This window comes from Streptomyces sp. NPDC050161 (assembly GCF_044460025.1).
Lineage (GTDB): Bacteria > Actinomycetota > Actinomycetes > Streptomycetales > Streptomycetaceae > Streptomyces.
Window position 1 is genome coordinate 137,663 of record NZ_JBITJM010000011.1, and the last position, 24,523, is coordinate 162,185.

18 protein-coding genes and 1 tRNA gene are annotated in these 24,523 nt (G+C 72.6%); 15 read left to right on the forward strand and 4 right to left on the reverse strand.

Annotated elements, in window-relative coordinates; genetic code table 11:
- Positions 1–68 precede the first annotated feature (68 nt).
- The gene (gene secD, locus ACIBK8_RS19710; RefSeq protein ID WP_399043116.1) at positions 69–2,432 is read left to right on the forward strand and encodes a protein translocase subunit SecD; all 2,364 of its coding nucleotides are present in this window, start codon (positions 69–71) and stop codon (positions 2,430–2,432) included.
- A gap of 67 nt (positions 2,433–2,499) precedes the next feature.
- Here the strand turns inward: secD and ACIBK8_RS19715 are convergent.
- Positions 2,500–2,573: transfer RNA gene (locus tag ACIBK8_RS19715), tRNA-Pro, on the reverse strand.
- A gap of 174 nt (positions 2,574–2,747) precedes the next feature.
- Here ACIBK8_RS19715 and ACIBK8_RS19720 point away from each other — a divergent pair.
- From ACIBK8_RS19720 to ACIBK8_RS19745, 6 genes are all read left to right on the forward strand, one after another.
- Positions 2,748–3,155 (forward strand): DUF488 domain-containing protein, encoded by a 408-nt coding sequence (locus tag ACIBK8_RS19720; RefSeq protein WP_399043117.1) that lies wholly within the window; start codon positions 2,748–2,750, stop codon positions 3,153–3,155.
- Positions 3,156–3,272: 117 nt separating this feature from the next.
- Positions 3,273–4,466 carry an argininosuccinate synthase gene (locus ACIBK8_RS19725; RefSeq protein ID WP_399043118.1) on the forward strand — a complete coding sequence of 398 codons (1,194 nt, stop codon included), beginning with the start codon at positions 3,273–3,275 and terminating at the stop codon, positions 4,464–4,466.
- 109 nt (positions 4,467–4,575) lie between these two features.
- Positions 4,576–6,012, forward strand: coding sequence for an argininosuccinate lyase (gene argH, locus ACIBK8_RS19730; RefSeq protein WP_399043191.1), 1,437 nt, complete (start codon positions 4,576–4,578; stop codon positions 6,010–6,012).
- 151 nt (positions 6,013–6,163) lie between these two features.
- A complete protein-coding gene (locus ACIBK8_RS19735; protein WP_399043119.1) occupies positions 6,164–6,715 on the forward strand; it encodes a TetR/AcrR family transcriptional regulator in 552 nt (183 codons plus the stop codon).
- Positions 6,712–8,301, forward strand: a complete 1,590-nt coding sequence (locus ACIBK8_RS19740) for an MFS transporter (RefSeq protein WP_399043120.1) — start codon at positions 6,712–6,714, stop codon at positions 8,299–8,301. Before ACIBK8_RS19735 ends, ACIBK8_RS19740 begins: the two co-directional genes overlap by 4 nt.
- Positions 8,302–8,572: 271 nt before the next feature.
- Positions 8,573–10,543, forward strand: a complete 1,971-nt coding sequence (locus tag ACIBK8_RS19745; RefSeq protein WP_399043121.1) for a bifunctional metallophosphatase/5'-nucleotidase — start codon at positions 8,573–8,575, stop codon at positions 10,541–10,543.
- A 66-nt stretch (positions 10,544–10,609) separates the two neighbouring features.
- Here the strand turns inward: ACIBK8_RS19745 and ACIBK8_RS19750 are convergent, their stop codons facing one another.
- The gene (locus tag ACIBK8_RS19750) at positions 10,610–11,278 is read right to left on the reverse strand and encodes a lysophospholipid acyltransferase family protein (protein ID WP_399043122.1); all 669 of its coding nucleotides are present in this window, start codon (positions 11,276–11,278) and stop codon (positions 10,610–10,612) included.
- Between the two features lie 251 nt (positions 11,279–11,529).
- On the opposite strand from ACIBK8_RS19750, the gene ACIBK8_RS19755 reads away from it, so the two are divergent.
- Positions 11,530–12,702: a glycerophosphodiester phosphodiesterase gene (locus tag ACIBK8_RS19755; protein WP_399043123.1), complete on the forward strand. Its 1,173-nt coding sequence runs from the start codon at positions 11,530–11,532 to the stop codon at positions 12,700–12,702.
- A gap of 298 nt (positions 12,703–13,000) precedes the next feature.
- Entirely contained in the window at positions 13,001–13,504 is a 504-nt protein-coding gene (locus tag ACIBK8_RS19760) for a GNAT family N-acetyltransferase (protein ID WP_393686074.1), read from the forward strand.
- Positions 13,505–13,567: 63 nt separating this feature from the next.
- Here the strand turns inward: ACIBK8_RS19760 and ACIBK8_RS19765 are convergent, their stop codons facing one another.
- Together ACIBK8_RS19765 and ACIBK8_RS19770 are read right to left on the reverse strand one after the other, a co-directional pair.
- The gene (locus ACIBK8_RS19765) at positions 13,568–14,011 is read right to left on the reverse strand and encodes a hypothetical protein (protein ID WP_399043124.1); all 444 of its coding nucleotides are present in this window, start codon (positions 14,009–14,011) and stop codon (positions 13,568–13,570) included.
- Positions 14,004–14,372: a hypothetical protein gene (locus ACIBK8_RS19770; RefSeq protein ID WP_393686070.1), complete on the reverse strand. Its 369-nt coding sequence runs from the start codon at positions 14,370–14,372 to the stop codon at positions 14,004–14,006. Before ACIBK8_RS19770 ends, ACIBK8_RS19765 begins: the two co-directional genes overlap by 8 nt.
- Positions 14,373–15,029: 657 nt before the next feature.
- On the opposite strand from ACIBK8_RS19770, the gene ACIBK8_RS19775 reads away from it, so the two are divergent.
- The 6 genes from ACIBK8_RS19775 to cobT all read left to right on the forward strand — a co-directional run bounded on the left by ACIBK8_RS19775 (position 15,030) and on the right by cobT (position 24,274).
- Positions 15,030–16,094, forward strand: coding sequence for a methionine ABC transporter ATP-binding protein (locus tag ACIBK8_RS19775; RefSeq protein WP_399043125.1), 1,065 nt, complete (start codon positions 15,030–15,032; stop codon positions 16,092–16,094).
- Positions 16,091–16,825, forward strand: coding sequence for a methionine ABC transporter permease (locus tag ACIBK8_RS19780; RefSeq protein ID WP_399043126.1), 735 nt, complete (start codon positions 16,091–16,093; stop codon positions 16,823–16,825). The genes ACIBK8_RS19775 and ACIBK8_RS19780 overlap by 4 nt, the downstream gene beginning before the upstream one ends.
- 67 nt (positions 16,826–16,892) lie before the next feature.
- Positions 16,893–17,747, forward strand: a complete 855-nt coding sequence (locus tag ACIBK8_RS19785) for a MetQ/NlpA family ABC transporter substrate-binding protein (protein ID WP_399043127.1) — start codon at positions 16,893–16,895, stop codon at positions 17,745–17,747.
- 176 nt (positions 17,748–17,923) lie between these two features.
- The gene (locus tag ACIBK8_RS19790; RefSeq protein ID WP_399043128.1) at positions 17,924–18,559 is read left to right on the forward strand and encodes a GNAT family N-acetyltransferase; all 636 of its coding nucleotides are present in this window, start codon (positions 17,924–17,926) and stop codon (positions 18,557–18,559) included.
- Between the two features lie 143 nt (positions 18,560–18,702).
- Positions 18,703–19,923, forward strand: coding sequence for a precorrin-6y C5,15-methyltransferase (decarboxylating) subunit CbiE (gene cbiE / locus ACIBK8_RS19795; RefSeq protein WP_393686061.1), 1,221 nt, complete (start codon positions 18,703–18,705; stop codon positions 19,921–19,923).
- A gap of 238 nt (positions 19,924–20,161) precedes the next feature.
- Positions 20,162–24,274: a nicotinate-nucleotide--dimethylbenzimidazole phosphoribosyltransferase gene (gene cobT, locus ACIBK8_RS19800; RefSeq protein WP_399043129.1), complete on the forward strand. Its 4,113-nt coding sequence runs from the start codon at positions 20,162–20,164 to the stop codon at positions 24,272–24,274.
- The last annotated feature ends 249 nt before the right edge of the window (positions 24,275–24,523 follow it).

Here is a 24,523-nt window from a genome sequence, read left to right on the forward strand (position 1 = left end):
CGGCATCCCCGTCGCTCTTCGCCGCGCCCGGACAACTCCCGGCCGCGGTGCGCCTGTTGGAGGCATTGATGACCCGCGCCACCACGGTGCGGGCGCTGTTCGCGCTCGCCCTGCTAGCCCTGTCCGTCTTTCTCGCCGTGACGCAGCCCGTCCGGCTCGGTCTCGATCTGCGCGGCGGTACGCAGATCGTCCTGGAGACCCGCGACTCCCCGACGGCCGATGCCGACCGGGACGCGACCGACCGCACGCTGGAGGTGCTGCGCCGCCGGGTGGACGCCCTCGGTGTCGCCGAACCGTCCATCGCCCGCTCAGGTGACCACCGGATCGTCGTGGAACTTCCCGGCGTCCAGGACCCCGAGCAGGCCACCGAAGTGCTCGGCCGCACCGCCCAGTTGACCGTCCACCCGGTCATCGGCACGGCGGCGGGGCCGCAGCAGCCCACCGGCCACAAGGGGAAGGAACCCGCCGACCCGGCAGGAAAGGTGCTCCCGGACGCGTCCGGCGCCCACCTGCGCCTGGGGCCGCCCGCCCTGACCGGCGCCGAGGTGGACCGGGCCGACGCGCGGTTCGACGCGGAGACCGGTTCCGGCTGGTTCGTCGGCCTCGATCTGCGCGGCGCGGGGGAGCGGGCCTGGGCCGGGCTGACCGGTGAGGCGGCCTGCGCGCCGCCGGGGGATCCGGCCAGGCGGGCCGCCATCGTCCTGGACGACAAGATCATCTCCTCGCCGCAGGTCGACACCTCGGTGGCCTGCGGCACCGGAATCACCGGCGGCTCGACGCGGATCACCGGCGGATTCGACCAGGAGACGGCGACCGAACTGGCCCTGCTGGTCAACGGCGGCGCACTGCCGGTCCCCGTCGAGGTCGTGGAACAGCGGACGGTGGGGCCGACGCTGGGCGCCGCGGCCATCGACTCCAGCGCTCGCGCGGCGGCCATCGGCATCGCGCTGACCGCCGTCTTCCTCACCGTCGTCTACCGGCTGCTCGGCGCCCTCGCGACGCTCGCCCTGGCCTGCTACGCGCTCCTCTCGTACGCGGCGCTGCTCGCCGTCGGCGCGACCCTGACCCTCCCCGGGCTCGCCGGTTTCGTGCTCGCCGTCGGGATGGCGGTGGACGCCAACGTGCTGGTCTTTGAACGGGCCAGGGAGGAGTACGCGGCCGGGCGCACGCCCCGCCGCGACGGTGCCGCGCCCCGGAGCCTGCGCACCGCCCTGACGGCCGGCTTCCGGCACGCCTTCAGCGCCATCGCCGACTCCAACGCCACCACCCTGCTCGCCGCCGGACTGCTGTTCCTGTTCGCCTCCGGGCCGGTCCGCGGCTTCGGCGTCACGCTGTCCATCGGCGTGCTCGCCTCCATGGTCAGCGCCCTGCTCATCACCCGGGTCCTGGCCGAGTACGCGGTGACCCGCAAGCCGCTGGAGCGCCGCCCGCGGCTGTCCGGCATCGCAGGTCACGGACGGGTGCGCCGGCTGCTCGTCCGCCGCGGCCCGTCCCTCATGCGCCACCGGCGCCGCTGGCTCGCCGGATCCGCCGCCGCCCTGATCCTGGCCACCGGCGGGATCGCGCTGCGCGGCCTCGACTTCGGGGTGGAGTTCACCGGCGGCCGGCAGATCGCCTACACCACCCAGTCCCCCGTCGACGCCGAGCGGGCCCGTACCGCCCTGGGCGACGCGGGCTTCCCGCGGGCGGTGGTCCAGACATCGGGCGACGGGGAGCTGACCGTCCGCACCGAGCGGCTGACCGGCGAGCAGGAGGACCGGGTCGGCACGGTGGTCGACGAGCTGGGCGGCGGCGCGCAGAAGGTACGCGACGAGCTGATCGGGCCCAGCCTCGGCGACGAACTGCGCCGCAACGCGCTGATCGCCCTCGGTGTGGCGCTCGCGGGCCAGATGGCCTACCTGGCGCTGCGCTTCCGCTGGACGTTCGCCCTCTCCGCGGTCGCCGCGATGGCACACGACGTGCTGATCCTCGTCGGCGTCTTCGCCTGGCTGGGCAAACCGGTCGACGGGGTCTTCCTGGCGGCGCTGCTGACGGTCATCGGCTACTCCGTCAACGACTCCGTCGTGGTCTTCGACCGGGTGCGCGAGCTGTGGGCGGCGGCCCGCCGCACCCCGTTCGCGCAGATCGCCGACCGGGCGCTCCTGGAGACCGTGCCGCGCACCGTCAACACCGGCATCGGCGCGGTCTTCATCCTCGCCGCGCTCGCCGTGCTGGGCGGCGACTCGCTGACCGACTTCGCCGTGGCCCTGCTGATCGGCATCGGCGTCGGCACGTACTCGTCGATGTTCACCGCGACGCCGCTGGCCATCGCGCTGGAGGCGCGCAGCGGCAGTCCCGCGCCGAGCCCGGCCGGCCGCGGATCCGGCAGGAGGGGAGCGGCGGGCGCCCGCCGCGGCCCGGGGCGGCGGCCGGGCACCGGCGCGCAGGTCTGACCGGCCGCTCACACGAAAAAACCCGCTGACCTGGAGATTTCTCTCCGGTCAGCGGGTTTTCGCACCGTCGGGACGACAGGATTTGAACCTGCGACCCCTTGACCCCCAGTCAAGTGCGCTACCAAGCTGCGCCACGTCCCGGTGCTCGTCCGCCCGGATGTTCTCCGGTCGGCGCGTGCAGAAGAAAAATACCCTGTCCGGTGCCCTGATTCCAAAGCGGGGCCCCCGACGGCCATCCGACCGGCCTCCTGGAGGGGGTGCGCGGGGGCCTCGCGCGCACCGGCGAAGCGGCGCCCGACGTGTTTCGATGAGGGCATGGCCAAGGAATCGCCCGGCACCGGACACCCGGGACGCGGGGGGTCGGGGAGCGGCATCCAGGTGCGCCGGATCTATGACCGGGCCGACCCCGCCGACGGCGCGCGGGTGCTGGTCGACCGGCTGTGGCCGCGCGGCGTCTCCAAGGAGGACGCCCGGCTGACGGAGTGGTGCAAGGACGCCGCGCCCTCGTCCGGCCTGCGCCGCTGGTACGGCCACGACCCGGAGCGGTTCGACGGGTTTGCCGGCCGCTACCGCGAGGAGCTGGCCGGGCCGCAGCCGCAGGCGGCCCTGCGGCGGCTGCGCGAGCTGGCGTCCGACGGCCCGCTGACGCTGCTGACCGCGACGAAGGACCTGCCGCACAGCCACGTACAGATCCTGCTGGAGGCACTGCGCGAGACCGGCTGACGGCCCGCGCGACCCGGTAGAGACACCGCTGACCTGCGACGTCGCTCGCTCATTGACGAAACATACGGTGGAGTGCATACTTATGCTCATCAGCGTATGCACCGTAAGGAGAAACCCGTGACCGAGCGCGTCGTACTCGCCTACTCGGGCGGCCTGGACACCTCTGTCTGCATCGGCTGGATCGCCGAGGAGACGGGCGCCGAGGTCATCGCCGTTGCCGTGGACGTCGGCCAGGGCGGCGAGGACCTGGACGTCATCCGCAAGCGCGCCCTGGCCTGCGGCGCCGTCGAGGCCGAGGTCGCGGACGCCAGGAACGAGTTCGCCGACGAGTACTGCCTCCCGGCGATCCAGGCGAACGCCCTCTACATGGACCGCTACCCGCTGGTCTCCGCCCTCTCGCGGCCGGCCATCGTCAAGCACCTGGTGGCCGCCGCCGAGAAGCACGGCGCCTCCACCGTCGCCCACGGCTGCACCGGCAAGGGCAACGACCAGGTCCGCTTCGAGGCCGGCATCTCCTCCCTCGCCCCCGACCTCACCTGCATCGCCCCGGTCCGTGACTACGCGATGACCCGGGACAAGGCCATCGCCTTCTGCGAGGCGAAGAACCTCCCGATCGCGACCACCAAGAAGTCGCCGTACTCCATCGACCAGAACGTCTTCGGGCGGGCCGTCGAGACCGGCTTCCTGGAGGACATCTGGAACGCGCCGATCGAGGACGTCTACGAGTACACCGAGAACCCGGCCACCGCGCGCGAGGCCGACGAGGTCGTCATCACCTTCCAGCAGGGTGTCCCGGTGGCGATCGACGGCAGGCCCGTCACCGTCCTGGAGGCGATCCAGCAGCTCAACGTCCGGGCCGGCGCCCAGGGCATCGGCCGGATCGACATGGTCGAGGACCGGCTGGTCGGCATCAAGTCCCGCGAGGTCTACGAAGCTCCCGGTGCCATCGCGCTGATCACCGCGCACCAGGAGCTGGAGAACGTCACCGTCGAGCGTGAACTCGCCCGCTACAAGCGGCAGGTCGAGCAGCGCTGGGGCGAACTGGTCTACGACGGCCTGTGGTTCTCGCCGCTCAAGCGCGCCCTGGACGGCTTCATCGCCGAGGCCAACCAGCACGTCACCGGCGACATCCGGATGACCCTGCACGGCGGCCGTGCGGTCGTCACCGGCCGGAAGTCCGCCGAGTCGCTCTACGATTTCCACCTGGCGACCTACGACACCGGCGACACCTTCGACCAGTCGCTGTCCAAGGGCTTCATCGAGCTCTTCGGAATGTCCAGCAAGATCGCCGCCCGGCGCGACCAGGGCTGAGCCCAGGACCCGTCACTTTCCGGCACCACCCCGCTTCCCCGCCCCGCGCGGGGAAGCGGTCGTACCGTCACAGCCTTGAGGAGCAGCAGTGAGCAACGGCGCCGATTCGATCGACAAGGGCACGGGAGACGTCCGGCTCTGGGGCGGCCGGTTCGCCGACGGACCGGCCGAGGCACTCGCCCAGCTGTCCGCTTCGGTCCACTTCGACTGGCGGCTGGCCCCCTACGACATCGCCGGATCCCGCGCGCACGCCCGGGTGCTGCACAAGGCGGGGCTGCTCACCGCCGACGAGCTGGAGCGGATGCTGGCCGGACTCGACCGGCTGGCGGCCGATGTCGCCGACGGGTCCTTCACCGGCACCGTCGCCGACGAGGACGTGCACACCGCCCTGGAACGCGGCCTGTTGGAGCGGCTCGGCGCCGACCTCGGCGGCAAGCTGCGGGCCGGCCGGTCCCGCAACGACCAGGTCGCCACGCTCTTCCGGATGTACCTGCGCGACCACGCCCGGATCATCGGCGGCCTGCTCGTCGAGCTCCAGGAGGCGCTGGTCGGCCTCGCCGAGGCGCACCCTGACGTCGCGATGCCGGGCCGCACCCACCTCCAGCACGCCCAGCCGGTGCTCTTCGCCCACCACGTGCTGGCCCACGTCCAGTCGCTGTCCCGGGACGCCGAGCGGCTGCGGCAGTGGGACGAGCGGACCGCCGTGTCCCCGTACGGTTCCGGCGCGCTGGCCGGCTCCTCGCTCGGCCTCGACCCGGAGGCGGTCGCCGCCGACCTCGGCTTCGAGCACGGCAGCGCGGGCAACTCCATCGACGGCACGGCCTCCCGTGACTTCGTCGCCGAGTTCGCCTTCATCACCGCGATGGCCGGCGTCAACCTCTCCCGGATCGCCGAGGAGGTCATCATCTGGAACACGAAGGAGTTCTCCTTCGTGACCCTGCACGACGCCTTCTCCACCGGCTCGTCGATCATGCCGCAGAAGAAGAACCCGGACATCGCCGAGCTGGCGCGCGGCAAGTCGGGCCGCCTCATCGGCAACCTGACCGGCCTGATGGCCACGCTCAAGGCGCTGCCGCTCGCCTACAACCGCGACCTCCAGGAGGACAAGGAGCCGGTCTTTGACTCCTGCGACCAGCTGGAGGTCCTGCTGCCCGCCTTCACCGGCATGATGGCCACGCTCACCGTGAACCGGGAGCGCATGGCGGAGCTGGCGCCCGCCGGCTTCTCGCTCGCCACCGACATCGCGGAGTGGCTGGTCAAGCAGGGCGTGCCGTTCCGGGTCGCGCACGAGGTCGCCGGTGAGTGCGTCAAGGAGTGCGAGGCGCACGGCATCGAGCTGGACGAGCTCACCGACGAGCAGTTCGCCAAGATCTCGCCGCATCTGACCCCCGAGGTCCGCACCGTGCTCAACGTGCCGGGCGCGCTCGCCTCGCGCAGCGGCCGGGGCGGCACCGCGCCGTCCGCCGTCGCCGTCCAGCTCGCCGAGGTGATGGCGGACCTGGCGACGCAGCGGGCCTGGGCCACGGCGAAGCAGCCGACGACGTAGGGACACCGCGCCCTGCCCGTGCGGCGGCCCCCACCCGATCGGCCGGGTGGGGGCCGCCGCCGTTTCGGCCCGGCGGGGACCGACATGCACCCAGGGAGCGCCCTACGTATGGAATGAGACATTCACGTCTCATTCCGTTAAGGTGCGTCTCATGGCCGTGGATCGTGCACATGTACTGGAAGAAGCCGCCGCGCTGCTCGCGCGCCGGTCGACCTCCTCCATGGACGAGATCGCCCGCGCCGCCGGGATCAGCAGGGCCACCCTGCACCGGCACTTCGCGGGCCGCGACGCGCTGATCCGTGCCCTGGAACAGTTCGGCATAGAACAGCTCGCCCAGGCGATGGACGCCGCCGGGCTCGACGAGGACGACGCCGCCACCGCGCTGCGCCGGCTGGTCGCCGAGGCGCAGCCGGTCGCCGGCGTGCTGGCCTTCCTGTTCACCGAGAACCAGCTGTTCGAGGGCGAGGAGGTCAACTCGGGCTGGGCCCGCCTCGACACACGCATCCACGCGCTGTTCCGCCGCGGCCAGGAAGAGGGCGACTTCCGCATCGACCTGAGCGCGACCTGGCTGACCGAGGCGTTCTACGGACTCGTCGGCGCCGGCGCGTGGGCCGTCCAGGAAGGCCGCGTCGCCCGTAACGACCTCACCCACTCGATCGCCGAGCTGCTGCTCGGCGGCATCCGACGGAGCATGGAGAAATGAGCGAGAGCGCAGCGGTGGGACCGGCAGGTTCGGCCCACGAGGACCACCCCCGCCCAGGACGCTGGCTCGCGCTCGCCGTCCTCGTCCTCGCCGTACTGCTGGTCGGTGTGGACGCCACGGTCCTCGGCCTGGCGACCCCCTTCCTCAGCGAGGACCTGAAGCCGTCGGGCACCCAACTGCTGTGGATCGGCGACATCTACTCCTTCGTCATCGCCGGCCTACTGGTCTCGATGGGCAGCCTCGGTGACCGGATCGGCCGTAAGAAGCTGCTGCTCATCGGTTCCGTCGCGTTCGGCGCGATGTCGGCGCTGTGCGCGTACGCCACCAGCCCGGAGATGATGATCGCGGCCCGCGCCCTGCTCGGCGTGGCCGGCGCGACGCTGATGCCCTCCACCCTCGCGCTGATCCGCAACCTCTTCCACGACCCGAAGGAACGCAGCCTCGCGGTCGGCATCTGGGGCGCGATGGCCTCGGCCGGCACCGCCGTCGGGCCGGTACTCGGCGGCTTCCTGCTCGGCCACTTCTGGTGGGGCTCGGTCTTCCTGATCAACCTGCCGGTGATGGCGCTGCTGGTGGTCGTCGGCGCCCGGGTGATCCCCGAATCCCGCAACCCGGACCCGGGACCGTGGGACATCCCCAGCGTCGCCCTCTCGCTGGTCGGCATCGTCGGCGTGGTCTACGCCATCAAGGAAGCCGCGGTGCACGGCTTCCGCTGGGACATCGCGGTGGCCGCCGCCATCGGCATCCTGGCGCTGGTCGTCTTCGTCCGCCGCCAGTACGCGCTGCCCTCGCCGCTGCTGAACATGAAGCTCTTCCACCACCGCGGCTTCTCCGGGGCGGTACTCGCCGACCTGCTGACCATCCTGGGCCTGTCCGGGCTCGTCTTCTTCCTCTCCCAGTTCCTCCAGATGGTGCAACTGCGCTCGCCGCTGAACGCCGGGCTCACCGAACTCCCCGCCGCGATCGGCGCGGTGGGCGCAGGACTCGCCGCCGGATACGTCGCCAGACGGCTGTCCGTGCGCATCGTGGTGGCCGGCGGCCTGGCGGTCGTCGGGCTCGCGCTGGCCGGCTGCGTCACCCTGCACGCCGACACCGGCACCCTCGCGCTGGCCACCATCCTCTTCGTCGTCGGCATCGGCGCCGGATTCGCCTTCACCGTCACCGCCGACGTGATCCTCTCCAGCGTGCCCAGGGACGAGGCGGGCGCCGCGTCCGCGGTCTCCGAGACGGCCTACGAGCTGGGCGCCGCGCTGGGCATCGCCCTGCTCGGCTCCATCGTCACCGGCATCTACCGCGGCTTCGCCACCCCGTCCGGCGTACCGGAGGCCCCGGCCGACGCGGCCAGGGAATCCCTGGGCGGCGCCGTCGACGCCGCCTCGTCGCTCCCGCAGGACCAGGCCGCCGCGCTGCTGAAGACCGCTCAGGACGCCTTCGTCGACGGACTCGACGTGGCGGCCGGGGTCGGCGCCGCGGTGCTGCTGGCCGCGTCGGTCGCCGCGTGGTTCCTGCTGCACGGCCAGGAGCTGGGCGAGAGCCCCGAGCCCGAGCCGGAGACCGTGCCCGAGCGCCCCGCCGGATCCGCGTAACCCGGGCACCGCCCCCGTCCCCCTTCCGTACGGCCGCGGAACGCGCCTGCCTGCGGCGGACGGGGGACGGTGGTGCCCGGCGCGCGCCGGCGGGGCGTGTCCTGCCGGGCGGCGCGCGACGCGAGCGCCATGATCCATACGGCACGCCGCCGGGACCGCTGTCCGCCGCCTGTTCACGTCCGGGACGCGTCCCGGAGGCCGGCCGGCCCGACCCGCCCGTTTGACTCTCCGTCCGTTCCCCTCGGTCGGGCCCGTTCAGGAGAGTGACGCAGTGCGCGAGATCGGACGACGCTCCTTCTTCACCGCGGCCGGAGCCCTGGCCACCACCGGCGCCATCGGCAGCCGCGCCTACGCCACCGACCACGCACGCGACGCGGCCACCGCCACCGAATACGTCGATGTGCAACTGCTCAGCATCACCGACCTGCACGGCTTCCTCCAGGGCGCCCCGGGCGGCAACTCCGTCATCACCGGCGCCGGTGGCCGCACCTACACCGTGGGCGGGGTGGCGTACATGGGCGCGCACCTGAAGGCGCTGCGGGCCGGCCGCACCAACTCCGTCTTCTTCGCGCCCGGCGACCTCTTCTCCGGCTGGGAGTTCGACGTCTCCTCGCTCGCCGACGAGCCCACCATCGAGGCCCTGAACGCGATGGGCCTGGACTTCGCCTCCGCGGGCAACCACGAGTTCGACAAGTCGGCGGCCTTCCTCACCTCGCACATGGCAGCGGGGAAGCCCTTCCCCGTCATCGACCGCGACGACGCCTTCAAGGACTCCACAGGACGGCGGTTCCACGGCGCCGACTTCCCCTACTACAGCGCCAACATGGTCTGGTCGGGCACGGGGAAGACGGTGCTGCCGCCGTACAACATCGTGCAGGTGGACGCCGGCGGCGGCCGTACGCTGCCGGTCGGCTTCATCCACCTGACCGCCGTCGGCACCGAATCCTTCCCCGGCTCCTACCAGCCGGGACTGCGCACCCTGGACGAACTGGAGACCGCCAACAGCCGCGCCGCCGAACTCAAGGCCCGCGGCGTCAACGCCATCGTGCTGAGCATGCACGACGGCGCCGTGGCGGGCAGCGACTTCAACAGCGGCAGCAACCCCTCGGGACCTGCCTACGAACTGGCCCTGCGCGCCTCGCCCGACATCGACGCGATCGTCACAGGACACTGGCACTGCGCCTTCTCCATGATGCTGCCCGATCCCGACGGCACCCCCCGCCCGTTCGTCGAAGCGGGCTGCTACGGGCAGCTCATCAACGAGATCAACCTGCGCCTCGACCCCGTCACGGGGGCCGTCGTCCGGTCCCTGACCACGACCACCAACCACCCCAACACCCGTGACATCACCCCCGATCCGGAGCTGCGGGAGATCGCCGACTACTGGGCCGGCTACGGAACCCGGCGCGCCGCCACCGCGCTCGGCACCCAGACCGGATCGTTCACCCGCGCCGGCAACGCCGCGGGCGAGAGCACCATGGGCGACCTCGCGGCCGACTGGGCGCTGTGGGCGGGACGGCAGCCGCTCGACCCGGCAGCCGACTCCGGCGGGCCCGCCAACACCCCAGCCGACCTCGCCGTCATCGCCGTCGCGCCGCGCATCGGACAGGCCGTCATCGCCGCCGACCTGGTACGCGACGAAGCCTCCGGCGGCACCGTCACGTTCGGGAAGGCGTGGAACGCCGTCGGGTTCGGCGACCCGGTCATGACGGTGACCGTCACCGGCGCGCAGATCCACGACGCGCTGGAGGAACAGTGGGCGCCGGCCTCCGGCGGCGTCCTGTCCTTCGCGCCGCTGGCCGTCTCCGCCAACGTCCGCTACTCCTTCGACGCCGCGGGCCCGGTGGGCAAACGCGTCGACCCCGCCGATGTCCTCATCGACGGCAAGGCCCTCGACCCGGCCCGCTCCTACCGGCTCGCCGCCCCCTCGTACACCCTCATCAACCAGGACGGCTTCAGCGCCTTCCTGGGCTTCACCGCTCCGGTGCGGCACACCAGGGACTTCGAGAGCTTCGTCTCCTACGTACGGACCACGAAGACGCTGGCGCCCGCGGCCCTGGACCGGGTGCGGGTGAAGAACGCGGACGTGCCAGGCGCCCGCGTCGGCACCGTCACCGAACGGGCGCAGCTGCGGCAGGCGGACGGCAGCGCGATGCCGCGGCCCGAGGCGGCCCTGCGCGCCGCGCGGACCGGCGGCGCCGAGGGACAGCGCGCGCCCGGCGGCTTCCGGGTGCCCTGCTGACCCCGCCCGGGATACGGCGACGGGCCGCACCCCGTGAGGGATGCGGCCCGTGCGGCGGACGGTGGGTCAGGCGACCCTGGCCTTCGTGGCGTAGATGTCGACGTACTCCTGGCCCGACAGCTCCATGACGTCGCTCATGACCTCGTCGGTCACCGCGCGCAGGACGTAGCGGTCGCGGTCCATGCCGTCGTAGCGGGCGAAGTCCAGCGCCTTGCCGAAGCGGACGGTCACCGGGGCGACGTGCGGCCGGCCCTTGCCGCCGGGCTGCACCTTGTCGGTGCCGATCATCGCGAACGGCACGACGGGCGCGCCGGTCATCAGCGCGAGCCTGGCGATGCCGGTACGGCCGCGGTAGAGCCGGCCGTCGGGGGAGCGGGTGCCCTCGGGGTAGATGCCGAAGGCGTGGCCGTCCTCCAGGATCCGACGGCCGGTCATCAGCGCCGCGACGCCGCCGCGTCCGCCGTCCCGGTCCACCGGGATCATCCCGGAGCTGGTGAAGAACCAGGCCATCAGGCGGCCCTTGACGCCCTTGCCGGTGACGTACTCGTCCTTGCCGATGAAGTAGACGGGGCGTTTGACCACCAGGCTCAGGAACAGCGAGTCGATGAAGGTGACGTGGTTGCCGGCCATGATGACGGGGCCGGTGTCCGGGATGTGCTCCATGCCCTCGACCGTGGGGCGGTACAGGACGCGCATGACGAATCCGAGAATCGCCTTCAGCAGAATGCGGGACAACGGGCCCTCCGGGCGTGGCTGGTCGAAGCGAGCAGATGCAGGACTACTTAGCGGCTCTGGACGATACTCGCGGGTCACCTCCGCCCGCACATCGGGTTCACCGGACGGATACGCAGAGTTGACACGCGTTTGTCCCATGTTCCCTCTCACACCGCTGCCCGTCTCCCCGGATGCCCCCGGTCGTGCATACGATCGGACGGTCCCAACCGCAGGTCAGGGACGACCGATACAGCACGGAGCAAGGAGCGGGGATGTACAAGCGGCAGCAGCCGGGACGCCGGACGGTACTGGGGGCAGCGGCCCTGGGCGCGGGCGCGGCGGTACTGGGCGCGGCCGGACAGGCGGGCGCGGCAGGGCGCACCGCCGCGTCCGGTGACCGTGGCGCGGCGGGCCACGGCGGCGCGGGCCACGAACTGCCGGTGCCGCTGATCGTCGGCCACCGCGGAGCCAGCGGCTACCGCCCCGAGCACACCTTCGGCTCGTACCAACTCGCCCTCGACATGGGCGCGGACATCATCGAGCAGGACGTCGTCCCCACCAAGGACGGACATCTGGTCTGCCGGCACGAGAACGACATCACCGCCACCACGGACGTCGCCGACCACCCCGAGTTCGCCGACCGCAAGACCACCAAGACCGTCGACGGCGAGAAGCACACCGGCTGGTTCACCGAGGACTTCACGCTCGCCGAGATCAAGACGCTGCGCGCCAAGGAGCGCATTCCGGGCAACCGGCAGCACAACACCCTGTACGACGGGGTGTGGGAGGTGCCCTCCTTCGACGAGGTGCTCCAGTGGGCCGAGCGCGAGGGCCGCAAGCGGGGCCGCCGGGTCTGGCTGCACATCGAGACCAAGCACCCCACCTACTTCCGCAAGCTGGGCCTCGGTTTGGAGGAGCGGCTGGCCAAGGCGCTGCGCAAGTACGGCAGGCACAAGAAGCACGCGCCGAACTTCCTCCAGTCCTTCGAGCCCAGCAGCCTCCAGCGGCTCGGCAAGCTGGTGGACTGCCCCAAGGTCGTCCTGCTCTCCACCCCCGACACCCAGCCGTGGGACTTCGTCGACTCCGGTGACCCGCGGACGGTCGCCGACCTGATCACGCCCAAGGGCCTGGCGTGGATAGCCGGCTTCGCACAGGGCATAGGCCCGGACCTGACCGTGATCATCCCCTGGGACAAGGACGACAGGCTCGGCGAGCCGACCTCGGTCGTCAAGGACGCGCACGCCGCCGGTCTGGTGCTGCACCCCTACACCGTCCGCAACGAGAACCCCTTCCTGCCCGCCGATCACCGCCACGGCAGCGACCCCCAGGCGTACGGCGACTCCCTCGCCGTCTTCCGGGCGTACCTCGGCACCGGCATCGACGGGCTGTTCTCCGACAACCCCGACACCGCGCTGCTGGCCGCCGCGGAGTTCCGCAAGGGCTGACCGCCAGGCCGCCCGCACCGGACCGGTTCCACCCCCTGCGCCGCTCATCGGAGTTGGCAAAGTCACAGGGGAGCTTGGGGCCGGTCCGTTCCGGTTGTCCCCTTTGCCGTCGCAGAATGCTCGCGGCGGAGATTGCCGCTGCCGAATTCCGGGGAGTGCGGAGTGCAGCAGTGTCAGTCACGCCATGGCGGCGGCGCGTACCCCAGGCGCCGCCGGTCAGGGCCATTCGTTCCGGGCGTACCCCCAACACCCTCAGCGCGCCCGGCCACAGCGAACCGAAAAGGGGAGGCAGACGCGCATGGGCACGAGCGTGACCATCTCTGCGGCGACCGACCAGGACGCCGAGCAGATCCTCAAACTCCAGTACCTCTGTTACCAGTCGGAGGCCGCGCTGTACGACGACTACGGCATCGAGCCGCTCACCCAGAGCCTCGCGGCGCTCCGTACGGAACTGGGCGACGGCTGCGTGCTGGTGGCCAGGCTCGGCGCGGAGGTGGTCGGCTCGGTACGCGGCACGGTCGACGCCGAAGGCACCGCCGACATAGCCAAGCTCATCGTGCACCCCAGGCTCCAGCGGCACGGCCTGGGCGGCCGGCTGCTCGCGGCGGTCGAGGCCAGGCTCGGCGAGGAGCGGGCGGCCAAGCGCTACCGCCTGTTCACCGGCCACCGCAGCGAGGCCGGTCTGCACCTCTACCGCAGCCACGGCTACGCGCCCGTCGGGACGGATGAGGTCACCCGCAGGCTCAGCGTGATCACGCTGGAGAAGCCGGCCGCCGCCGCGGCGTACGCGGCCGGAGCCTGACGAAGCGGTGCGGGGCCCGTACGGCGACTCGCCGCGGACCCCGCACCACCACAGGCGGGACGGCTACGCGGTACGGGACCTGCGCAGCCAGACGAGGCCGGTGACCGGCAGGATGACCGGGATGAAGAGATAGCCCATGCCGTAGTCGGACCAGACCGTGGCGTCGGGGAAGGCGGACGGGTCGGCCAGCGTCCAGGTGCCGATGCCCAGCACCCCGAGCAGTTCCAGGGCGCAGCAGGCGAACGCCGCCCTGCGGGCCCCTTCGCCGCCGCGCACCAGCGAGAAGGTGATGAAGCCGTAGACGACGGCGGAGACCGCCGACAGGATGTACGGCAGCGGGGCCACGTCGAACTGGGCGATCAGCTGGTAGAGCGAGCGGGACGCGGCGGCGACGGTGAAGACGCCGTAGAGCGTGACCAGCAGCCGCCCGGGTCCGGTGCCGAGCGAGCGCCGTCCCCCGGCCGGGGCGGCGGTCTTCGCCGCGGTGGTCGCAGAGGTCTCAGGCACTGCCGCCTCCCCAGATGTCGAAAAGCCTTACTTCCAGCACCGCAAGCACCACGGCGCCCGCCGTGACGGTGGCCGAACCCCAGCGGGTGCGCTCGGAGAGCGACATGAACCCGGTCGCCGGGATGCAGGCCGCCGCCCCGACCAGATACGCGACGAAGATCGCAGTGCCCTGATCGGGCGACTGTCCGCGCGCCAACTGCACGACGGCGACGACCAGTTGGACGATGCCGAGGAGCGAGACGACGGCCATGCCGATGAAGTGCCAGTCCTTCGTCGGCTCGTCGCGGTACGTGGCGACACCGCACCAGGCGGCCAGGGCGAGAGCGGTCACGGCGACCACGATCGTCAGGGCGTCGATCACCGGGACCTCCGCGCGGCACGGCGGCGCACCGTGGGGTTGTGGGGCATGAGGCGATGCTAATCGGCGCCCGGCGGGCGGCTGCGTCCGGCCCCGGCGCGCCGCGGTGGCCCGGCACGGTGGGGCCGGCCGGTGCCGCCGCGTCCTGCTGCCGGGACAGGGGCCGTGGTGTTGGCCACAACCTGCCGGTGCTGTGTGTGCCCGGCGCCGGCGGCCTTCCCGGCTTCCCAGCGGCATCCGCGCAGGCCGGCGAGGGGGTGGTGGAGATCGTGGCGGCGGGCCCGCCGTCCACCCTCCGATCGGCCCTGTCCGTTATGCGGACAGGCTTGAGGGGCGCGCGGAGCCGTCTGGTTTACTGGCCGCTATGACCACGACGAGCAGCCGCACCCCTGCGACCGAGGCGATCACGACGCCCGGTGCTCGTTGCATGTGTCGAATGTGTGACCGCTGAGGGCCCCCGCCTGAGCCTCGCGCCCCGAAGCGAGACTGCTGCCATGTGCCGAATACGTCCGTCCCCGCGGAACCGGCCGCCCCGCGCGTCACCGGAACCCGAAGCCCGGCCCCGAGCCCGCCTTCCCCGGTTCCCCCATGCCGCACTCGCAAGAATGCCCCGTGCCCGGCGGGCGAGCCGCCGAGCACTCGACAGTGACGGAATTCCCTGTGATCACCACAACGGGCCTGACCAAGGTCTACCGATCGGGCGACCGCGTAGTCACCGCCCTGGACGGCGTCGACCTGCACGTCCGCGAGGGCGAGGTGTACGGCGTCATCGGCCAGAGCGGCGCCGGTAAATCCACCCTCATCCGCTGCCTCAACCTCCTGGAGCGCCCCAGCTCCGGCACGGTCACCGTGGCCGGCCAGGACCTCACCGCGCTCGCCGGCAACCAGAAGCGCGCGGGCGCCGCCCTGCGCGCCGCCCGCAGCCACATCGGCATGGTCTTCCAGCACTTCAACCTGCTGTCCTCGCGCACCGTCCAGGACAACGTCGAACTGCCCCTGGAAATCCTCAAGGTCGACCGCCGCGAACGCGCCCGCAAGGCACTCGAACTGCTCGACCTCGTCGGCCTCGCCGACAAGGCCAAGGCGTACCCCGCCCAGCTCTCCGGCGGCCAGAAGCAGCGCGTCGGCATCGCCCGCGCCCTGGCAGGCGACCCCAAGGTGCTGCTCTCCGACGAGGCCACCAGCGCCCTGGACCCGGAGACCACCCGCTCCATCCTCCAGCTGCTGCGCGACCTCAACCAGCAGCTCGGCCTCACCGTCGTCCTCATCACGCACGAGATGGACGTCGTCAAGACCATCTGCGACTCGGCGGCGCTGATGAAGAACGGCCGCGTCGTCGAACAGGGCACCGTCGCCGAACTCCTCGCCACCCCCGGCTCCGAACTGGCCCGCGAGCTGTTCCCGGTCGGCGGCGAGCCCTCCGCCGACGGCCGCACGGTCGTGGACGTCACCTTCCACGGCGACGCCGCCACCCGCCCCGTCATCTCCGAGCTGTCACGTACCTACAACGTCGACATCTCGATCCTCGGCGCCGCCATGGACACCATCGGCGGCAAGCAGGTAGGACGGATGCGGATCGCGCTGCCCGGCCCGTTCGACGAGAACGTCGTCCCCATCGGCTTCCTCCGCGAACAGGGGTTGCAGGTGGACGTCGCCGACGCCGCCGATGAGCCCGCCACGTCCCCGGCGCCCGGCGCCTCGTCCCTGAAGGAAGGTGCCAAGTGAGCTGGACCGACATGCAGCCGCTGCTCTACAACGCGTGTCTCGACACCTTCTTCATGGTGTGGTGGGCGACCGTGTGGGCCGTCGTCGGCGGTCTGCCGCTCGGTGTGCTGCTGGTGCTCACCGAGCGCGGCGGACAGTTGCAGAACGCCGTGGTCAACAAGGTCATCAGCGTCGTCGTGAACATCGGCCGCTCGCTGCCTTTCGTCATCCTGATGATCGCCCTGATCCCCTTCACCCGCTTCGTGATCGGCACCTCGATCGGCCCGAGCGCGGCGGTCGTCCCGCTCGCCATCGGCGCCATACCGTTCTTCGCGCGGCTGGTGGAGACCTCGGTGCGCGAGGTCGACGGCGGACTCGTCGAGGCGGCCCAGTCCATGGGCGGCGGCACCTGGACCATCGTCTTCAAGGTCCTGCTCCCGCAGTCCATGCCCTCACTCGTGGCCGGTCTGACCAACACCGTCATCACCGTCATCAGCTACTCCGCGATGGCCGGCGCCCTGGGCGCGGGCGGACTCGGCAGCGTCGCCATCACCTACGGGCAGCAGCGCTTCGACACCCGCTTCATGATCGTCACGGTGGTCCTCATCATCGTCATCGTGACCCTCGTCCAGCTCATCGGCGACCTCGCGGTGCGCATCCTGTCCCGCCGCTCCTCCCGCGCCGACAGTCCCGTACGACTGCTGCGCCTGCCCGGACCGCGCAAGCCGTCCGAGGAGACCGCCAAGATCTGACGCGTCTTCCGTGACCCGGAGTCCGGACCCTTTGCCGGACGACACACCCGCAAGAAAGGCACTCTTCGTGCGTAACACCATCAAGATCACCGGGGCGGTCGTGGCCGCCGCAGCCCTCACCTTCGGACTCGGCGCGTGCAGCGCCCCGTCCGACCCCGACACCGGCAAGAAGGACGACGCCGGCGCGCCGCTCACCGTCGGGGCCACGTCCGTCCCGCAGGGCCAGATCCTCGACTACGTCAAGAAGAACCTGGCGTCGAAGGAAGGGCTCAAGCTCAACGTCCGCACCTTCGAGGACTACACGCTCGTCGACCCCGCCACCGAGAACGGGGAGCTGGACGCCAACTACTTCCAGCACAAGGAATACCTCGACGAGTACAACAAGAAGCAGAACGGCCACCTCGTCCCGGTGGTCAACGTGCACCTGGAGCCGATGGGCCTCTACTCCAAGAAGCACACCAAGCTCTCGGAACTCGGCTCCGGCAGCGTCATCGGCGTCCCCAACGACCCCAGCAACCAGGGCCGCGCCCTCAAGCTGCTCGACTCCAAGGGCCTGATCGTCCTCAAGGACAAGAACGCCGACAACCCCGGTCTCAACGACATCAAGGACCCCAAGGGCCTGAAGTTCGAAGAGGCCAAGGCCGAGACCCTGCCGTCCTCCCTGCCTGACTACGACGCCGCGGCGATCAACGGCAACTACGCCATCCCCGCCAAGCTCAAGCCGTCCAAGGACGCCCTGGCCATCGAGCCGGTCCAGGGCAACCCGTACGCCAACTTCCTCGCCGTGAAGAAGGGCAACGAGGACGACCCGCGGGTCGAGAAGCTCGCCAAGCTCCTCAACTCCGACGCGGTCAAGAAGTACATCGAGAAGACCTACAGCGACGGCTCCGCCCTGCCGTCCTTCGGCAAGCCCAAGAGCTGACCCCGCGCCAGGCATCCCGACGGCCCGTCCGCAGCCAGGTGCTGCGCACGGGCCGTCGTGCTTGGCACATCTCCGTCCGGATGCTGCATGCTGGTGCACTCACGAGGTCAACAAGATGATCGAAAACGACCCGTAACTTCCCGGAGTTCTACGGTCAACGGCGTTGGAGCAGCGGCATGACACCCACCTTTCCGGACATCTCCATCAACACGGAGCGGTTGGTCCTGCGCCCCTTCGACGAGACCGACGCCCCCGCGCTGGCCGCGATGATGAACGACGAGCTGGTGGCCGCGTGGACCGCGGTGCCGCAGCCCTACAGCGAAGCCGCCGCCCGCCACTGGGCCACCCGGTACGCGCCCGCCGAACGCGCCGCGGGGCGCGGCATCGACTTCGCGGTCACCGAATTCCTCACCCAGCGCCTGGTCGGCGTCGTCCAGCTGAGCAACACCGACTGGCGGGTGCGCTCCGCCGAACTCTCGTACATCGTCGCCGCCTGGGCGCGGGGCGAGGGCTACGCATCCGAGGCCACGCTCGCCGTCGCCCAGTGGCTCTTCGACGACCAGCGGTTCGAGCGCCTCGAACTGCGCACCGCGGCGGGCAACACCGCGTCCCAGCAGGTGGCGCAGAAGACCGGCTGCATCAGCGAAGGCGTCCTGCGCAACGCCTGGATAGCCCGCAGCCGCACCGAGGACGGCGGCTGGACGGACATCCGCACGGACCTCATCGTCTGGAGCCTGCTGCCCGAAGACCTCGACGTGCTGCCCGGCAGGACGGTCGACGCCAACGGCTTCGCCCACCCGGAATGGAACTGACCCGGCACCGGACCCGATCCCGGGACCTGACCCGCCGGGGGTAGTCTCGGCCTGCTGCCCTCCGCCCCCGCGCGGACCAGCGGCGCCGCGGATCCCCGCACCCCGCCCGCGTAACCCCACCAGCCACAGGAGACTGACGAAGCATGGCCGACCGGGTCACGGTGATCGGCTGGGACGGCTCGCCGCTCACCGCCGCCGCCCGCTCAGCGCTGGGGGCCGCGACCCTCGTGGCCGGCGCGGCCCACCACCTCGCCCTGCCCGAAGTGCCGCCCGCGGCCGAACGCATCCGGCTCGGCAGCGTCTCGCTCGCCGCCCGCCGGATCGCCCAGCACCGCGGCACCGCCGTCGTCCTCGCCGACGGCGACCCCGGCTTCTTCGGCGTCGTGCGCACCCTGCGCGCCCCCGAACACGGCCTGGAGGTCGAGGTCGTACCGGCCGTCTCCTCCGTCGCCGCCGCCTTCGCACGGGCCGGAATGCCCTGGGACGACGCCCAGATCGTCGTCGCGCACAGCCGCGACCTGCGCCGCGCGGTCAACGTCTGCCGCGCCCACCCCAAGGTCGCGGTGCTCACCGCACCGGGCGCCGGGCCCGCCGAACTCGCCCTGCTGCTGGGCGGCGTGCACCGTACGTTCGTCATCTGCGAGGCGCTGGGCACCGACCGCGAGCGGGTGACGGTTCTCACGTCGGACAAGGCGGCCGACCACGACTGGCGCGACCCCAACGTCGTCATCGTCGTCGGCGGTTCGGCCGGTGGCGCCGCGGCCCAGGGCAGCGGCTGGATCGCCGGCCACGACGTCGGGCACCCGACCGGGCCACGCGGCTGGGGGCTGCCGGCCGGCGCCTACGGCGGCGTGCTCGGCGAGGGCGAGTCCGTCCAGCTGCGCACCGCCCAACTGGCCAGGCTCGGGCCGCAGGTGGGCGAGCTGGTCTGGGACATCGGCTCGGGCTGCGGGGCCGCCGCGGTGGAGGCCGCCCGCTTCGGCGCCGCGGTCATCGCCGTGGACGCCGACCCGGACGCCTGCGGCCGTACCACCGCCGTCGCCCGGCGCTACGGCGTCCAGCTCCAGGTCGTCCACGGCCGCGCGCCGCAGATCCTCGAAGACCTGCCCGAGCCCGACGTGGTGCGGGTCGGCGGCGGGGGAGCGGCGGTGGTCACCGCCTGCGCGGCCCGCCGTCCGGAGCGGATCGTCACCCACGCGTCGACCCGTGACGAGGCCGAGTCGCTGGGCCGCGCGCTGGCCGACGGCGGGTACGACGTCGAGTGCGCGCTGCTGCAATCGGTCGATCTGGACACTTCGGCATGGGTCGAACGCGAGCGCTCCGTCGTCTTTCTGCTGAGCGGCTATCGCGTTCCTCACCCGTGACCAGGACGGCGACCCACGGAAGGTAGGCTGGCGGATCGTTGCGCCGCCGTGCCGCGTTCGGCTTCGTGCACCAATATCCGGAAAATGCCGCGGTTTTGGCTGAAAATGAAGCTCTAGAGGGCGGACGTGCCGGGAGGCGTGCTCGCTCGTTCTAGCTATCGGGGCGTACGACGCGTCCCGGTCGAGCGCGTCGTACGAGCGGTTGAGAAGGAGCACTACCAATGGGCGAGGGGTACGCATGACCGACACCGGCCAGGTCCCGGGCGAGGGACTGCCGGAGAACGCAGGCGGACATCCCGGGCAGCCGCAGCCGGCGGCCGTCCCCTCCCCTGCCGGCTCCGCACCGATCGAGCAGCCGGGCGTGCTGCCGCCCCCGGACGCCTACCCCTACGTCGAACCGGCCGAGGTCGTGACCGATGACGACGATCTGCTGCTGATGCCGGGTGCCCAGGGCGCCTGGAGCGAACACCAGGTGTCCCAGCCGTCCCCGCAGCCGCAGGCGGCCGTCCCGGCGCCCCAGGAAGCCGTCGCCGGGGCGCAGTTGCCCGCCCAGGCCGGTGACCACGAGAGCGGTGGCCGCGACACCGGTTCCGTCGACTTCGAAGCCGTCCGCCTCCAGCAGACCGCCCCGGCCCCGCAGGAGCGGATGCCCGCGGCGGCCCAGGCAGCGCCGCCGCGCCGCCCGCTCCACATGGGCCCGCCGGTGCCCGACGCGACCGGCGGCGTGGTCCGCTCGCTCGCCGACCGCGGCCCCGCGCACCCGCCCCAGCCCGTGCCCGTACGGCAGCCGGGCCCGCCCACCGTCGGCCCCGAGTACCTCGACGTCCCTGAAACGGGCCCCGCCACCGAGGCACCGGCCGCGCAGGAGACCGTCCAGGCGTACGCCGGACAGCCGGACGGGACCGCCCACGACGGCCGGTCGTTCGGCCCGCAGGCCCAGGGACTCACCGCGTACGGCGCGCCGGGCGAGGCCCCGCTGCCGGGCCCGCAGCTCGGCGAGATCCCGTCGCAGGTGCCGCCGTGGGGCGAGGCGTCGGCCCAGGCCGTCGGCCTCCCGATGGCAGGAACGGCCGCGCAGGGCGGCGTGCCGGACGGCGCGGTCGCACCCCAGGACGCGCAGGACGCGCAGGAACCGCAGGACGCACAGGAACCGCAGCAGGCACCGGACGAGACGGCCGCGGAGGAAGCCCAGGCCGTCGGCGCCGCCCCGGCCGCCGCGGAGCAGACCGCCGGATCCGCCGTGCCGCCGCAGGCCGAGGACGCGCCGCAGGACCTTCCGCAGCCCGCGACGGCCCCGGCGGCGCCGGAAGCCGAGGGGGCGACTCCCGCGCAGGCGGCCCCTGAAGCCCAGGCCCAGGCGCCGCTCCAGGCGACCGCGGACCAGGTCATACAGGCCGCGCCGGAACCGTCCGCCGCCGAGCGGACACCGCAGGAGGAGCAGTCGGCGGCCGATGCCCCGTCCGCCGCCGCGGCCACCGCGCAGGACGCGGACGAGCAGCCGGCGCCGCAGGACACGGAGCCCGCCGCCCCGGCGCAGCCCACCGCTGACGTCGCTCCGGCCGCGCCGCAGGCGCCCACGTCGGAGGAAGCCGCGCCGCAGCAGCCGTCGGCGGTCGTCGGCGACCAGGCCCCCGAGGCCGCCGGCGCCGAAGCCGGTGCACCGCAGACCGCCGAGGACGCCGGAGCCCAGGCCCCGCCGTCGCCGCAGGCCGAGGCCCAGGAGACGGAACAGGCCGCGGAGCCGACGCCCGAACAGCCCGCGGACCAGGCACCGCAGGGTGACCACGGTGACCAGGTGCCGGACGGCGAGCAGGCGGCGGACGGCGTTCCGGCCGAGGCCGACGGGGATGCCGCAGGTGACGGCGGCGCTGCCGTCGCGGAGGCCGCCCCGGCAGCCGACGGCGGCGCCCCGGCGCCCGATGCCGTGGAGCCGTCGGCCGCCGCCGAGGCGCAGCCGGAAGCCGTCGCCCCGGAGGGGACGGCCGCCGCGCCGCACCCGGAGCAGACGCCCGCCGAGCAGATCCCCGGACAGCCACAGCCCGTCGCCCAGGCCACCGGTGCCTTCCCCGTCGGCGTCCCGCTGCACGGCACCCCGGCCGCCGGCACTCCGATCGATGGCTGGCCCGGGAACGTGCCCGCCGGAATCGCCGCACCCGCCGACGCCGTGCCCGCCGAAGCCGAAGTCCCCGCGCCGCAGCAGCAGGACGGCGCCGCACTCGTCCAGCTCGGCGAGTCCGACGGCTCCGACGACCAGGCCCCGTCCCAGGAGCAGCCTGAGCTTCAGCCTGAGGCCCAGCCCGAGCAGGAGGCCGCGGAGCAGGCCCTCGACGGCACGGACCAGGCCCAGGACGACAGCCGGGCCGAGGCTCACCCCGTAAGCCAGGACGCCGCCGAGGCACCGGCCGCACCGCAGGCCGAAGCCGCCGCGGCCGACGGCGCCGCCACCCCCGGAGCCGAGCAGACGGCGGAGACCGGCGAGGCGGCGGACACCCCCGCAGCGACCGCGGCCGACCCCGCCGAAACCACGGCCCCCGCCGCCCCGTCCGACCTGCCCCAGGACGGACCGGTGGACGGACCGGTGGACGACGGAACGGCGCCCGAGAGCGGCCCGCTCCAGGCTCCGGCCGCCCCGTACGACGACTCCGAACGCGCCGCCGTCCACCGCGTGATGCGCGAACGCCGCGACATCCGCAACGGATTCCGCAGCGACCCGATCCCCAACGACGTGCTGCTGCGCGTCCTGGAGGCGGCGCACACCGCGCCGAGCGTCGGCCACTCCCAGCCCTGGGACTTCGTCGTCATCCGCTCGGACGAGACCCGCGAGCGGATGCACCAGCTCGCGATGGACCAGCGGGACGCGTACGCCAAGTCGCTGCCCAAGGCCCGCGCCAAGCAGTTCCGCGAGCTGAAGATCGAGGCCATCCTCGAAACGCCCGTCAACATCGTCGTCACCGCCGATCCCACCCGCGGCGGCCGGCACACCCTCGGCCGGCACACCCAGCCGCAGATGGCCCCGTACTCCTCCGCGCTCGCCGTGGAGAACCTCTGGCTGGCGGCCCGCGCCGAGGGCCTCGGCGTCGGCTGGGTCAGCTTCTTCGACGAGCGCGAGATGGTCCGCGCGCTGGATCTTCCCGAGCACTTGGAGGTCGTCGCCTACCTCTGCATCGGCTACGTCGACGAGTTCCCCGACGAGCCCGAGCTGATGCAGGCCGGATGGGCCAAGCGCCGCCCGCTGTCCTGGGTCGTCCACGAAGAGACGTACGGCCGCCGCGCCCTGCCCGGCGAGGACCCGCACGACCTGCTCCAGGAGACGCTGCACGGCATCCGCCCGCTGGACGCCAAGGCGCTCGGCGAGGCGTGGGAGCGGCAGAAGCGGATGACCAAGCCCGCCGGGGCGCTGGGCATGCTGGAGATCATCTCCGCGCAGCTGTGCGGCCTCTCCCGCAAGTGCCCGCCGCCCATCCCGGAGCCGGCCGCCGTCGCGATCTTCGCGGGCGACCACGGCGTGCACGCCCAGGGCGTCACCCCCTGGCCCCAGGAGGTCACCGGCCAGATGGTCGCCAACTTCCTGGGCGGCGGCGCGGTCTGCAACGCCTTCGCCAACCAGGTCGGCGCCGAGGTCTGCATCGTGGACGTCGGCGTGGCCGCCGAACTCCCCGCGACGCCCGGCCTGCTGCCCCGCAAGGTCCGCCCCGGCACCGCGGACTTCACCGCGGGCCCCGCGATGTCCCACGAGGACGTGCTCAAGGCGATCGAGGTCGGCATCGAGACGGCCCGTGACCTCGTCGCGGCCGGCAACAAGGCGCTGCTGACCGGCGAGATGGGCATCGCCAACACCACCGCTTCGGCCGCCCTGATCGCCGTCTACACCGACGCCGACCCGGTCGAGGTCACCGGCCGCGGCACCGGCATCAACGACGAGACGCACACCCGCAAGGTCGAGGTGGTCCGCCGCGCGCTGGAGCTGCACCGGCCCGACCCGGCCGACCCGATCGGCGTCCTCGCCGCGGTCGGCGGCCTGGAGCACGCGGCACTCGTCGGCCTGATCCTCGGCGGTGCCTCGCTGCGCACCCCGGTCATCCTCGACGGCGTCAGCGCGGGCGCCGCCGCCCTGGTCGCCCGCGCCATCGCCCCCGAGGCGCTGGCCGCCTGCATCGCGGGCCACCGCAGCGCCGAGCCGGGACACGTCGCGGCCCTGACCAAGCTGGGCCTGCGCCCGCTGGTCGACCTCGACCTCCGGCTCGGGGAAGGCACCGGCGCGCTGCTCGCCCTCCCCGTCGTGCAGGCCGCCGCCCGCGCCATGCACGAAGTCGCCACCTTCGACGCGGCCGGGGTGACCGAGAAGGACTGACCGGCACCGCCGCCGCAGCACCCCCGGCCCGCAGCTCTGCACGTTGCGGGCCGGGGCCTTACCCTCCACCGGTACGCCGGGCCGCGAGCCGCAGGGACGAGCGGGTGCCCGCCCCTCGGGAGCGCTCATCTAGGCTGGCGGCCAGGATGCCCCCGCACCGGCACCCCGGCGTACCACCCCTCACCAGCCGCTCCAGCGCCGCAGCGGCAGCCGCCGATCTCGCACCTTCCGCACAAGGAGCCACACCGC

Bases quoted from the DNA above. Each gene is read 5' to 3' on its own strand.
- ACIBK8_RS19735 (WP_399043119.1), top strand. From the start codon at position 6,164: ATGGCCGTGGATCGTGCACATGTACTGGAAGAAGCCGCCGCGCTGCTC.
- ACIBK8_RS19740 (WP_399043120.1), top strand. From the start codon at position 6,712: ATGAGCGAGAGCGCAGCGGTGGGACCGGCAGGTTCGGCCCACGAGGAC.
- ACIBK8_RS19755 (WP_399043123.1), top strand. From the start codon at position 11,530: ATGTACAAGCGGCAGCAGCCGGGACGCCGGACGGTACTGGGGGCAGCG.
- ACIBK8_RS19790 (WP_399043128.1), top strand. From the start codon at position 17,924: ATGACACCCACCTTTCCGGACATCTCCATCAACACGGAGCGGTTGGTC.
- cobT (WP_399043129.1), top strand. From the start codon at position 20,162: ATGACCGACACCGGCCAGGTCCCGGGCGAGGGACTGCCGGAGAACGCA.
- ACIBK8_RS19720 (WP_399043117.1), top strand. From the start codon at position 2,748: ATGGCCAAGGAATCGCCCGGCACCGGACACCCGGGACGCGGGGGGTCG.
- ACIBK8_RS19760 (WP_393686074.1), top strand. From the start codon at position 13,001: ATGGGCACGAGCGTGACCATCTCTGCGGCGACCGACCAGGACGCCGAG.
- secD (WP_399043116.1), top strand. From the start codon at position 69: ATGACCCGCGCCACCACGGTGCGGGCGCTGTTCGCGCTCGCCCTGCTA.
- cbiE (WP_393686061.1), top strand. From the start codon at position 18,703: ATGGCCGACCGGGTCACGGTGATCGGCTGGGACGGCTCGCCGCTCACC.